This window comes from Pantoea sp. C1E2 (assembly GCF_056491465.1).
Genome location: NZ_JBSZHT010000004.1, coordinates 758,782 through 772,017 on the forward strand (window position 1 = coordinate 758,782; position 13,236 = coordinate 772,017).

The 13,236-nt window shown below is 51.6% G+C and carries 8 protein-coding genes and 1 pseudogene; 2 read left to right on the forward strand and 7 right to left on the reverse strand.

Going from position 1 to position 13,236, the window contains the following annotated elements; genetic code table 11:
- Positions 1-90: 90 nt before the first annotated feature.
- Positions 91-6,075, forward strand: coding sequence for an autotransporter outer membrane beta-barrel domain-containing protein (locus tag ACXI0A_RS25025; RefSeq protein WP_476146304.1), 5,985 nt, complete (start codon positions 91-93; stop codon positions 6,073-6,075).
- A 246-nt stretch (positions 6,076-6,321) separates the two neighbouring features.
- On the opposite strand, the gene ACXI0A_RS25030 is transcribed toward ACXI0A_RS25025, so the two are convergent.
- Both ACXI0A_RS25030 and mntP read right to left on the reverse strand, forming a co-directional pair.
- Entirely contained in the window at positions 6,322-7,008 is a 687-nt protein-coding gene (locus tag ACXI0A_RS25030) for a ZIP family metal transporter (protein ID WP_476146303.1), read from the reverse strand.
- Between the two features lie 127 nt (positions 7,009-7,135).
- Positions 7,136-7,708 (reverse strand): manganese efflux pump MntP, encoded by a 573-nt coding sequence (gene mntP / locus ACXI0A_RS25035; RefSeq protein ID WP_476146301.1) that lies wholly within the window; start codon positions 7,706-7,708, stop codon positions 7,136-7,138.
- Positions 7,709-8,305: 597 nt separating this feature from the next.
- Between mntP and ACXI0A_RS25040 the strand changes: the two genes are divergently transcribed.
- Positions 8,306-9,046: a hypothetical protein gene (locus ACXI0A_RS25040; protein ID WP_479485306.1), complete on the forward strand. Its 741-nt coding sequence runs from the start codon at positions 8,306-8,308 to the stop codon at positions 9,044-9,046.
- Between the two features lie 249 nt (positions 9,047-9,295).
- Here the strand turns inward: ACXI0A_RS25040 and ACXI0A_RS25045 are convergent, their stop codons facing one another.
- The 5 genes and pseudogenes from ACXI0A_RS25045 to ACXI0A_RS25065 all read right to left on the reverse strand — a co-directional run bounded on the left by ACXI0A_RS25045 (position 9,296) and on the right by ACXI0A_RS25065 (position 13,162).
- Entirely contained in the window at positions 9,296-9,859 is a 564-nt protein-coding gene (locus ACXI0A_RS25045; protein ID WP_476146297.1) for a hypothetical protein, read from the reverse strand.
- A 344-nt stretch (positions 9,860-10,203) separates the two neighbouring features.
- Positions 10,204-10,869: a DUF2625 family protein gene (locus ACXI0A_RS25050; RefSeq protein WP_476146295.1), complete on the reverse strand. Its 666-nt coding sequence runs from the start codon at positions 10,867-10,869 to the stop codon at positions 10,204-10,206.
- Positions 10,870-11,026: 157 nt separating this feature from the next.
- Positions 11,027-11,599 (reverse strand): annotated as a pseudogene (locus ACXI0A_RS25055) (tyrosine-type recombinase/integrase).
- A 138-nt stretch (positions 11,600-11,737) separates the two neighbouring features.
- Complete coding sequence (locus ACXI0A_RS25060) at positions 11,738-12,025, reverse strand: hypothetical protein (RefSeq protein WP_476146293.1); 288 nt, start codon at positions 12,023-12,025, stop codon at positions 11,738-11,740.
- A gap of 153 nt (positions 12,026-12,178) precedes the next feature.
- A complete protein-coding gene (locus tag ACXI0A_RS25065) occupies positions 12,179-13,162 on the reverse strand; it encodes a saccharopine dehydrogenase NADP-binding domain-containing protein (protein ID WP_476146291.1) in 984 nt (327 codons plus the stop codon).
- Positions 13,163-13,236 lie beyond the last annotated feature (74 nt).

The window sequence follows — 13,236 nt, forward strand, 5'->3', positions numbered from 1 at the left end:
ATAAACCGTTATTTACATAACCTCTATACCTGAAGCGTAACTATTCCACAGCTACGCACCTTTTGTCTTTTCTCCTTTGAGGAAAACATTGTGTTTAAATTAAATCCGATATTTCTGAGCCTTGTGGCTGCGCAAGGTATGCTGTTTCCACTCTCGCAGACCACAGCGGCGGTATTAAATCCCTACACGCCTGAATTAAATGATAATAAGGTCGGCGCTTATTGCTTATGCAATGGCAGCACGCAAACACTGAGCGGCTTGCCGCAGTTTGCGCCTGGCGAAAGCGGTGCCAACAGCGTCACATTGGGCGAATTGCAAAGCGTGGGTCGCATCATCAATGACAACCTGATTGACGCGCCGCGTTTGCAGATCGGCGAACAAAATCATGTGGTCAGCGTTTACTATCCCGGCACCGATACCACCCTTAGCTATGAAGTGGTAAATTCCGATGAGATCGTCGAACTGCCCACGGTCGGTTTAAATCAGGTGGTGCCGGATTATTACGACGTCAATGATAAACAATATATTAATGCGCGCATTGCTTCGGTAAGCAACGGCAGATTAAATATCGACATCGGTGAGCAGGGTGCTGCAACACATTCCACAACCAACGGCTGGTCAATGGCCGCTAAACAGAGCCAATTATTTGCCGCCACTAAAAAAGGGAATATCAATTGGAACTCCGATAATCGTATTACCTTCACCGCCGCAACGCCGCCTTACGGTGGCGATCGTCTGGCTTACGATGTAGGCGGATTAGTCGAATATCCGCAATACGTCACCGTCAACGGTAATTTTGGTTTCAGCGAAGAGTATTACGTGAATAGCCTGAGCGATCTGCGCGCCTACAATAACGCGCTGATTAGCCTGGTGCTCAACGGCCAACTCGACATCAGCGATTATCGCACCCAACTCGACAAAGGCTACGCGCTACGCGAAGGCCGCGTGGTGTATCGCATGAGCGCCAATAACGTTGGTGATGAAGTTGCTGAACCGCTGAATGATCAGGTGGTGTTGAGTGCCGACGGTGCGAACGCCAGCGTGAAGATTAATCGCGGCAAAACCCTCGAAGTGATGAACGGCGGCAGTGCGGTGATGCGCGCCAGCAATGGCGCACAAGCCACGATCAACGGCAAACTCGCCAGTACCACTTCGGGTTTGGAATTGCTTAACAACGGTCGCGGCCGCAACAACGGCACCATCAATCTCGGCTTTCTAAATAACAGCGATGGCAGCGGTGTCGATAGCAGCACCATCGGCAACGCCGGGCGCGGCATTCTCGCCAGCAATCGCAGCCGCTTTAGCAATTACGGCGTGATCAACTTCCAGCCGGGCAGCGGCGACAGCCAGGCGCTGTGGCTGTTTGATTCACGCGCCGTTAACCACGGCAACATCAATATAGGCGTGGCAGACATCACCGGAAGCGGCTCGGCGGTTGGCGTGCTGGCAAGCGGTTCCGGCGGATTTACCAACGCGCTGGACGGCGTTATATACGTCGGTCGCACGCCGCAAAACAGCAAAACCGATCCCACCGAAGATGTAGCGGTGAATCTCAGCGGCGGCGTGAGCGCCGTGGTGGCGTCGGGCGACGGACGCGCGGTGAATAACGGCCAAATCGTACTCGGTTCTAAAGTACAAAACGCGGTAGCGATGCGTGCGCAATATGGCGCGGACGCGCTGCTACGCAACAACGGCGTAATCGACATCAACGGCCAGGCGCAAGTGCAGCCCGCCGAGAACATCGGCATGTTGGTGGTCGATGCGGGAAGTAACGGCAATGTGGGCAATGCGGGCACCATCAACCTTAATGGCTACAACAGCACCGCTATCAAAGTCATCGCCAACGCGGGCGAAAGCGCCAAAGCGTATTCGCGTGGTGCGATCAATATCACCAGCGATGCCGACCGCTTTGCCTTTTCCAATAACACCGCCGTTTGGGCGATTGGCGCAGCGGGCGGCAGCGCCGTCGCTAATATTAGCGGGCCGATTCGCCTCGGCGGCAGCGATGCGATTGGCATTCGCGCCGAAGGCAATGCCACGGTGAACGTTAGCGCCAACGCGATTCCGGTCGCCGTGCCGCGCGATGTTTTCTCGCTGCAACGCCAGATCAGTTTTTACACCAAAGGGGAAAACGCCAAAATCAATCTGCCGGAAAACGGCAGCTACAGCTCTGAGGTTTACGGCGGCACTATTTTCCGCGTGGAAGATGGTGCCGACTTTAACGGGCGCGGATTAACGCTAGCGGCTAACAACGCCTTCGCTACCGGCGTGTTTGGCGGCGGCGCGGGAACGGAGGTGAATACCAACGGTGCAACCTTCAATATCGCTGACTTTGCGCAAGGTTTACAGGTGACGCACGGCGCGCATGGGCTGATCAACGCCGCCACGCGCTTCAATATGAACGGCGTGTCAGCGATAGCGGCGATTGTTGATGGCGTGCAGTACACGCTGCAAGGCGTGGAAATCAATCCTGCCACGGATTTCGATACCGATACGCAACTCACCAACCATGCGGCAATCAGCGGCGGCGCCAACCAGCAAATTGGGTTAATTGCCCGCAATCAGGCGCAACTGATTAATACCGGCAAGATCAGCTTAAGCGGCGTCGGCACCACCAGCATTTCCGCTGAGGACGGCGCGAAAGTTACCAACAGCGGAGAAATCAACGTTGGCGGGCGCAGCCGGGGATTGTTTGCTGATGGTTTACCCTTCCTCGGCGACCGCACCACGCTGACCGAAATTTTTAACACCGGAACCATTAATGTACGCAGCGGAGAAGATCTCACGCCGCTCAATGCTTATGGCTTAATTTCTTATCATCAACTGGCGCGTATTAATCAAAACAGCACCATCAACCTCTACGGCGGCGGCGCGGTTGGCGCTTATGCTTTCGCCGGTGGACGCATTACGTTCGGCGCGGACAGTCGCGTGGTGTTTAATGCTGATGAACAAACCGGTTATCGCGCCGCTGGTAACGGCACGCGCTTAGTCAGCAACGGTAACAATGTGAATGTGAGCACCGCGAATTCAAAGCTATATGAAATCAGCGGTGGCGCGTGGCTGTACACGCAAGGTTTTGGGAATGTCACGCTGAGTGGCAACAACAGCATCGGCATTCAGTTATCTGGCGCGGAATCGCTTGTCAGCAGCACCGATAATTATCTTACCACCGGCTATAACGCGACGGTGATGAATGCCAGCGATGGCGCGCAGGGCGTAATCACCAGCAGCATTCAACTTAACGGCCCAAATAGCACCGCTGCGCGAGCCAGCGGCGAAGAAGCAGAAATCTACGCCGCTTCAACTATCACGGGCAACGCGGATTACGCCACGGCGTTTGATGTCAGCGGCAACTCGCGCATTTTCAATCAGCCCAATGCATCAGTGATCCTGACAGGGCCGAACAGCACCGGCGCACGTGTTTCTGGCGGCGGTAACTTCATCAACCGCGGCACGATTCAAATCAACTCGGGAACCGGCGTGGATGTTACCAGCGGCTTCGGCCAATACACGCCTATCAACAGCTCGCTGCAGGTCAATAACGGCATCGCCGCGTTGCGCGTTGGCGACGGCGGGACGATGAATGTGCTGGGTGATGGACAAGGTAACAGCGCGATTCAGGCCAGCGGCAGCGCGGACGGCGTGCTGTTGGATGAAGGTGCGCAGGGCTTCGCCGCCAGCAATGTGATTATTGGCAGTTACGGCAGCGGTAGCGTGATCAATAACCGGGCAGAAACCGCCAATATCTCGTTGAACAACGTGATGTTAGATGTCACACGCGGTAACGGTGTGCGTTCGGCAACTTCGTTTGATCCTAACGGCAGCGCGCTGATCAACGTCAGCGGCGGCACCGGTTATCGTTTCGAGAACGCTGATGGTTCTACCTCCAGTAACGATCTGGTGATCGGCAAGGATTACGCCATTCTGGTTTCAGGTCCGGGCAACGGCGTAATTGCTAACACCACCGGTAAAGTGATTTCGCAAGGCTCGATTGGCATCCGCGATTTTAGCGGTGGATCGGCAATCATTACTAAAACCGCCAGTCAGGTGATTAACCAAGGTTCAATCGTCTCGCTCAGCCGCGTTGCGCCGCTGATCGACCTGCGCGGCGGGCAAACGGTGTTTATTAACCAAGGCACCATCAGTGCGCCATTCCCCGATCAGGTGGTGGTTGCGGGTGGCGGGACCGATGATGTGATCGCTTTGCTTGACGGCGCGGTGATTGGCGATGTGAACACCGGCAACGGACGCGATGAACTGATTGTCACCGGCGGCTCCATCAAAGGCAGTTTGACGATGGGCAGTGGTGCGGGTAATCAGGCCACGGTGCAGAAGGTGAGTCTGGCTGATACGCGTCACATCACTACGGAAAATGGCGCGGGCAGCACGCTCAATCTCAGCCAACTCAAAGCACGCGGCGGTTCGTTCGCCAGCGATGATGCGGAAAAAGGCACCAATCTGGGTTCAGGCTGGAGCACGCTGAACTTCCACAACACCCAATGGACGTTAACCGACAACATCAAACTGGCGCACAGCACGATTAACGTGGATGCAGGAAGTACGCTGTTCGCGGGTGACAACGTCAATCCGCTGTTGCAGGGCGCGAGCGATGATTCGCTGGTGGTGAATAACGCGGGCACCCTGGATCTCACCAACGGCGACAACACGGCGGCCAATACCTTAACCATCGACGGCGAACTGGCATCGGCGGGCGGCAGCGTCAAGCTGAACGCCACAGCGGCCAGCAGCGATGTGGTGTTGGTGAATGGCGCGGCATCGGGCGTGACGCAGGTTGAAGCAAAACTCGCGGGAGCGCCACTGTTTGACAGCAACGGCGATGGCGTGATCGCTGCGAACGAAGGCGTGTCGCTGGCGCAGGTTTCCGGCAGCGCGAATGCCAACAGCTTTGTGCTGAAAAGCGGCTATGTCGCATCCGGGCCCTGGCAATACGGTTTATACAGCTTTGCACCGGGCAGCAATGACGCAGCCCGCAGCGCGGTAGGCGGCAGCGCGTGGGATTATCGGCTGGCGAACACCTTCGTGTGCGAAGACGGCAGCCTGTGCCAGCCGTCAGCAGGCAGCGCACAAAGCGGCGCGCGTCTGGCGGTCACGCCGCAGGTGCCGTCCTACCTCTCTGCGCCGGTTGGCCTCGCTTATTATTCGCTGGCAATCACCGACGATCTGCATAAACGCCTAGGTGAATTGCGCCAGCAGCAGGCAAATCCGGATGCGGTTGGCGGCGAGATGTTCATCCGCTACATCGGCTCCAACCTGAAATACCAGACCAGTCAAAGCGTCAGCCATTACGGCTACGATTTCGATCTTGACTACAGCGCGGTGCAGCTCGGCGGCAACGTCATTCGCGTGGATGGCGCGGACAGCAGCCTGCGCGGCGGCGTGGCCTACACGCGCGGTAATACGCGCATTCGCCCGCACGCAGCAGATGGCTACAGCTCGACCAGCTTCGACAGCGATACGCTATCTCTGTACGGCACATGGCTGCGCGACAGCGGTTTTTACGTGGACGGCTCGCTGAGCTGGGGCTGGCATCGTGGCGCGACTGACATTGCACGGCAGAAAGATGTCGCCAAACCAAAAGGCAACGGCTGGACGGCTTCGATTGAAACCGGTTATCCACTGGAACTGGGCGGCGGCGTGCGCATCGAACCGCAGGCGCAGATCACCTGGCTGCAAATGAAGATGGACAGCTTCACCGACCGCGATAACACCCGGGTTTCCTACGACGATTACAGCCAGACGATTGGCCGCGTCGGCGCGCGCGTGGATAAAACCTGGCAGGACATCAGCGCGAATCAGTACACACCGTATCTGCGCGTGAATTACACGCAGGGTTGGGGTGGCACCGCGAAAGTGAAGATCGGCGCGGCGGATGTTAGCGGCAGCGAAACCTTCGACAGCGGCAAGTTCGGCAAAATGTGGGATGTTGGCGTGGGCGGCACCGCGACGGTGAACAAGGATGTGGCGCTGTACGCGGAGGCGGATTACCGCAAAGAGATCGACGGCAACGGTGCGAAAGGCTGGCGTTACAACGCGGGCGTGCGCTGGTCGTTTTAATTGAACCGGTCGCCGTTATGGCGACCGGAAATATTTCACGTTTTAAAACCCGCGAGTTAAATGGAGCTGCGTCTCCGGTTTCCTGGTCATTAAACCTGAAACTCTCTAAGCCAGATGACCCCCTGCGGCTCCCAGGCGTACCGGGACAGACGGTGACTCGTCTACTCAGTCCGGAAGGCTTACTCACCGGACTGACAATAACCCCCTGGCTTCGTGGAGAAGCATTCCCCGCTTTGAGCTGGCGTGTCAGATGGCTTCCTCAATCACCATCAGGATCATGAATCCGGCAAAAAACATTGCTGTGCCCAGAGGAGTGTCCCTGTCTCCCCGGTGCGCTTCAACCAGCAACTCTTCTGTTACCAGATAAAGTAGGGCAACCAGTCCAAAGGAGAGGAAGTACGTCAGCCAGAACTCACCAAGGTGAGCGACAGGCGTACCCACTATGGCCCCTATTGGCAGGAGCAGGGCAATGCCGGTGACAGCAAGTAACACCTTCATCGTGGTACCCAGCATGGTTTTCAAATCACCCACCACGGACAGTCCCAGGAAGAGGATCTCCAGAGTGAGCGCGAGTGTCAGCATCATGCCGGTTTTGGCCCCTGCCGCGAAGCTAATCCCCAGCACTAATCCGTCGATAAAGATATCAATGCCGATGGCGACCAGCATCCCTGACTTACTGGCTGCTTTTTCCCCATAATGTTGGATCAGCATCATCAGTGCGACACCGGTCACCCCGCCTGCCAGAACGGCCATCATTGAGTGTTGCTTAAGGCCAGGAAGCACTTCAGTGGCTGCCGCTGAGAATATGACGCCAGCGGTAAAGTGATGTATCAGACTCATGGTCTTTTCAGCCGGCTGGCGATAAAGCGCTGCGCCGGCCCCGGCTATTGCCGCGGTGACAGGGAAAAGGGTATACAGCAGCGTTAAGTACATGGGGGGGCCTCATAAACGGTGTCATCACCGGCGATTGTTGAACGTGAGTTAATGCCGGCTCAGAAATGAAAAAAGCGCGGAGTAAACGCGCCTTTCAGGTGTGCGGAAAGATGTTGCAGGAGCGTGCTTAGTTCAGCAGCCCCAGGTGCTCTACAAGGATTGAACTGCCGATGCCAATCAGTACTACGCCGCCGAGAATTTCTGCCCACTTGCCAATCTTTGCACCGAGAAATCGACCCAGCAACATGCCGCTGGCTGCCATTACCGTGGTCGCTGCACCGATTGCCAGTGCCGTCACCACAATGTTGACCTGCAGAAATGCGAGGCCAACGCCCACGGCCATTGCATCAAGGCTGGTGGCAATGGCGGTCGTCACCAGCAACCAGAATCCATGTCGGCGCGGCGCCTCTTGTGGCTCATCAGTTTCTTTACGGATGCCTTCAACGATCATGCGAGCGCCCAGCACAAACAGTAGCGTAAACGCGACCCAGTGATCCCAGTTCATGATGAACTGGCTGGCAGCAAGACCGATCCCCCAGCCGATAACGGGCGTAATGGCTTCAATCACGCCGAAGATCAGGCCGGTGCGCAGCACCTCTTTGAAAGGAGGGCGGTGCAGTGAGGCACCTTTACCGATTGCGGCGGCAAAGGCATCCATCGACATGCCAAAGGCCAGAATGATCACAGCGTAAAAGCTCATAACTGATTCCCGGGTGTGCTTTCAAAGGAGAAAGGCGTGAAGGTTTAAGAGGGCGCTATCCTGCCACAAATAATGAAATAAAAAAACCTTAAAATTCAATGTGTTATAGCTATGGCTAAGTTTGATAGCCATGGCTATAGATGCTGACATTTTAACCTTCTCGCTGAGGCACTGGATAAATGGGCGGAACTCAGACTGTATTTACAACGTCCGCTATTGCCGGCTCGTCTGCCCTACTGCGCTAACCGTCAAAGCCTAAAAGCTTTGCCGAATCATTGGCTCCCCGGCGTGCAGGGTCGCTCCAACCGACTCGCCGGCAAACTTCGCCGAACCGTGAAGGAATGCGTTTCGGGCCTGTCGGCTTTGGTCTGATGGCAAAAGAGTTGATAAAGGGGAGCAAGGGCAATCCGCTGTGAGCGATCTGCGGACATTGATGACAGCATTCTATGTGAATCAACGGTGGGGCAGATATCGTCTGTAACATTAGCCTGTTAGCTTTATTCAAAAGTAAGTCCTTAAGCCCTCTGGGCTAGACTAACTATCGTTTTTGGTAGTTACCGACGCTTTAACTATCAATAGCGGAAAAGGAGCACGGAGATGATTTTTACTGACGATAAAATTCTGGGATATGGCAATTCGTATCAGATTTTTTCAGCCGGGGACAAGCTTGTTTTAGACAAATATTACCGCCGTGCTCACCTCCCATTGGTTAATTCGTCACATCCAGATGTCATAGTCAGTGATGAAGACTACTGTATGGGAACGTATAATACCCACCGGCGTTCTATAGTGCTGCCCATCAGTGATGAACGCCTGCGCCAAACAACAACTTTTATCGAGATTGAGAAGGCTCTTCGCAACGCATCGTTTACAAATAAGATAGCCTGGGACTTGCTGGAAAAAAGGAAAAACCTGTTACATGCGACAATCAGTAGCGGGTTGAACGATAATTGCATAGAACTTGTCATTGAATCACTTCAGACATTCCTGGATACACAACCAGTCAAAAAATACAGGCTTGGCGGAGTTTTCATGGGGCCGGTCAATACTGGAAGACTTTATCTAAAGGTGTATCCTGAAGCGACCGTTTCGGGGCACATATTCGGCGAGATCCAGTCACGACTTGGGCTTAAGCAAACAGAGTTTTTCCTTGTGGGGTATTTTAACCTGACAGATCATCTCAATCAGCCTGAAACGATGGAGCTTTCTGAGATCCTCAATCGTTTTTGTAATGAAACGCTTTGGGAAGAAGAACTCAGAGAGTTATGGCTTATTTCAACACAAGATGATTTGGTCTTAAGCGGTAAAATATTAAAAAAAACTATCAGGTCTATATAACTGCAATTGATACCGACCTTTTGGCTCCTGCGGATTAGCTTCCAAAAACCACCATTACAATATGCAAGAAAGTTACGCTGTTGACATGAAACTGCCCAAGGGCATGGTCGAAAGGGCTGCAGTGAGCGATCTGCGGTCATTGCTAACAGCACTCTGTTTTATCAACGTGGAGAAGGTCAACGAAGCTCGCCATACTCCCCGTGATTTTTATATATCCACCATGACGGCATTAGGTAGTTTTGTCTTAAATTAACGCGACATCTCTTTTAAAGACATCAAAGATAAGACTCCAGCATCGCAATATTGATTGATGTACTTATCTGTCATGTTGAATGTGCCTACTACGAACTTTGTATTTGTCATGGTATATAATTGGATATTCAATATGCTGCCATCTCTAGCTTGTGACTTAAATGTAACCAGCCAAGCCTTATTCCCATCGCCAGTCAATGATAATGCCTTTGGCTTGAGAGTTTTCACAAGGTCCAACATTCCATCCTTTACCACATCAATATCGACCAGACCCGACGAGGCTTTTTCAGTTAATCCTAAAGACACTGCGCCATCATCGTTAGAATAAATGTATTTAGGTTTATTTTTTAAAGATGGATATTTTATATCCGCTAACAGATCTGGCATTTTGGTAAAGTTCTCAGGGACTTGGATTGTTAAATCCAAAGGATTTATATTCAGATCTTTCATTACCGCATCCCCTTTTGGTGGTTTACCGCAGATGTCCATAACAGCGGTATCATAGCTTTGTGCTAGAGCTATTGTCGGAAAGAAGCAAAGCAATAAAAATATTTTTTTCATTTTGAAAATCCTAATAGATAGTCCATTTATCATAACATCCGGCCAAGAACTGTGGCTCAGAGCTTGCCTCAGTTCATCTTTTTAATAACAACTCTGTATCAATCCATACCGCGAAAGTAACGCTATCACGGTCACAGTAGGAATTTAATGATTTAACCATGCATCATCTTATATGCTGCAATGCCATAAATATCTCCATTTCTTTATCCAGATTTAATATAATTGTGTCTGACTGGCTCGCCTTATGGTTCCTCAGCGCAATTCTGGCGCGTGCGGGCCGTTTCAGGCACATTTCGACAGAATTCCGTTAAAAGGCTCTGATGATTTCTATGCGGCTGCATGGGCTACGAGTTAGTCATTTGATATTTTAAGTCCATGCTTAACGCCCAGTGTTTATCCACAGTAACGATAACTCTTGAACGCTGTTCTATGGGTAATTTCGGCTCGGTCCACAGAAAGGGATAAAAGGAGTAGACTGTGTCACCGCACATCGAAGATGTTTCTTCACGCCAGCCTGTCCAGCGCATACTTTGATAGAATTGTTCCAAATTTCCACGAATACCCCATTGCAGAAGCCCGGAATAGTTAATATCAAGGTTTTCCCATTCAAGTGACTCTGGTGCGAGATAATACACTCCGCCAATATCTTCACCGAATTCACCACCGTTAAGTGCAAAAAAGCCTCCGGATACATCATCAGCGACTAACAGCGCTTTAAATGTCCGGCTTGTTGTTACCGATTGCGTCCATGAAGTAGGTGTCCGTGTCAGTCGTGGGTGACCGGAGCCTAGAATCCTCAACCAGCCATTATCAATCAGGATTCCGCCCGTTTCATATACCAGCCCGCCTAGCATGGAGTGCGTCGTCACCTGAAGCTGATGTAATGCAGATGCTGCGGGAATAGGGTCACAGGGAAGCACTTCATAATGGTTGTTCGCTTCTTTAAGCGATTCTTTTAGTGAAAGCCAGCCAGACCTCTGGTTGTCGATTAGTTCAATGAGTTCCTTCACGCCTTTCCCTCATTTCCATTTCCCATCTACATTCCATTTATCGGGCTATAAACCGCAAACATTAGAGCATTTTCTACCGTACACCATTTAAATAATCATGGGTTAGGTTATCAACTTTCACTGTTGGCACAGGGCTGCTGTTGCAGCCCTGACAACCTTAAACTTCAATCGATTCAGAGATCTCTAACGCATCATCGACTTCAATGCCCAGATAACGGACTGTGCTTTCCAGTTTCTTATGAGCCAACAGAAGTTGAATCACCCGGAGATTCTTGGTTTTCATGTAGATTAGGTGAGCTTTTGTTCTTCTCAGGGAATGTGTGCTGTAAAGCGAATCTTCGAGACCAAGCTTTTATACCCATCCATGAAAAATACGGTTGTATTGCCGGGTTGATATGAGCTGGTCAGTTCCGACCCGAGGCCGGAACAAGAAGTCATTACTGTGCAAAGTGCTAAGCTGTATCAATGCAACAACAGCTTCTCTTGTTCCTTTGGTTATCTCAAATTGCACAGGGCTACCGGTTTTCTGTTGCAACATCGTTGCTCTGCTTGAAACAGAGCTACCATATGCAACACTAGGTACTTTGAGTTTGGCCAGATCACAGCCTCGAAGCTTACTGTCCAGAGCCATATTGAACAGATCTAAATCGCGCGTTTTACCTTCCAGTTCAAGCCGGATTCGGATCCCCCAGATATGAGATATCTGAAATGTTCTTTTTTGACCGATGATACGGTCTTTGTTCCACGGTTATGAGCGAACAGCGGAAATTAGCAATCATCACTCAATGTTAATAATTGCTTTTTTGATATTAGGCTTATTAATAAATAGGATGTCAGCTGATTTACTTTAATTGATTATGATAATTATTCAGGTGATGCTTAAAGTATTTTCATATTCTTTTGATGATTTAATTAAAATTGTAACTTCAATGGACTCTTCACCCATTTCCTCTGAATTAACCACGGTGGTAATAAATTCAGTGAGAATATACAGACTTCCGTCACACTTAAAAAGTGCATGCTCAGACGTTGAGTCGAGTTTTTGATAACAACAAGTAGGTTTTAATGCACCATAAACGAATCCCATCGGCGGGTCGCCATACTCTAATTCAGTGAAACCAATGACCTTGTTGTCTTTTCTAACTTCAAATGTCATTTACTATCCACCGTGCGTAATGATCATATGGTTGAAGGATACACTGAACATCCGCTCCTGGCACGAAGCTGCCCATCAAGAAGTTAGGTGGGACAGCTATGAGCGAGCATTTTTAAGCCAGTGAGCTGTAACTTATCGCCTTAAACGGCCCGTCTACATCTCCGTAATTCGCGTATCAGCAATAGTTTCTGCAAAGCCCTTTCCAAATAATCCGGCGGGCGTCTGGAATCCGGGGGACGATTCTCCGGCTAAGATCCGGCGTGCCGCCTCAGCGGCAGCCATTGCAGTAAAACTGTAGCCATTTACTGTATCCAGCAGCAGGCGCAGGGTGTTGCCTTCAGCATTCATAATTTCCGCTACAGCCTGATAACGGTTGCTTTCACGCTCCTGAAGGGTCGGCCCGTCCGGAAGGTCTGCCGGAACTCCCTGTGGAAAACCTTCTCCGGTGGCATGCACAAAGGTTTCGATATCAGCGATGCCAGTTGCTTTCCAGACTGTGATGAGATCTGGCAGTGTAACGGGAAAACAGGCTTGTGATCCCTGGCCAAAATCGATGTCTTTAAGCTCAGAGGACTCGCGCTGCAGCAAGTGGCCTTTCCGGCGAACCAGGCACTCAGTTGAGACATTCTCGGTTGCACTGACCACCGATCCGCGCGACATCGTTCCGGTGACATTCAATGCAAGTGAAATGTGGACAGGTTTATTGATCCTCGCAGCGGCATGAGCAGCCAGGCATCCCAGCATCGCCACGCTCCCACCACAGCCGGGTAGCAGCATCACACCCGCTTCAAAAGCCGTCTTATCCAGTGTTTCTGCAAGCTGGTAGCTGTCCAGTTCAGCCGCCACATCCATATAATGACGCTTTTGACGGATTGCGGCTTCCATCAACGGCCGTGCGGTATACATATACGGACCGGCACAGTTGATGACAGCGTGAATGTCGGCCAACGCCTTATCAATGAGGTCTGGCTCGTCGAGCCCGAACACGCGAAATGGGAGGTTTTTCTCTGATGCCATTTCTGCCAGTTTTTGCTGGTTGCGTCCGCCAATAATTATCTGAAGTCCGGCCTCTAATGCGTGCTGGACAATCATGCTACCGGTATAACCTGTTGCGCCATAAATCATCAGTTTTTTCATTTAGTCATTTTTCCTGACTGAGGTGACAAAGTAAGAGAGTCCTGAAGGCTATTAACATTCCTGATTAGCGGTGG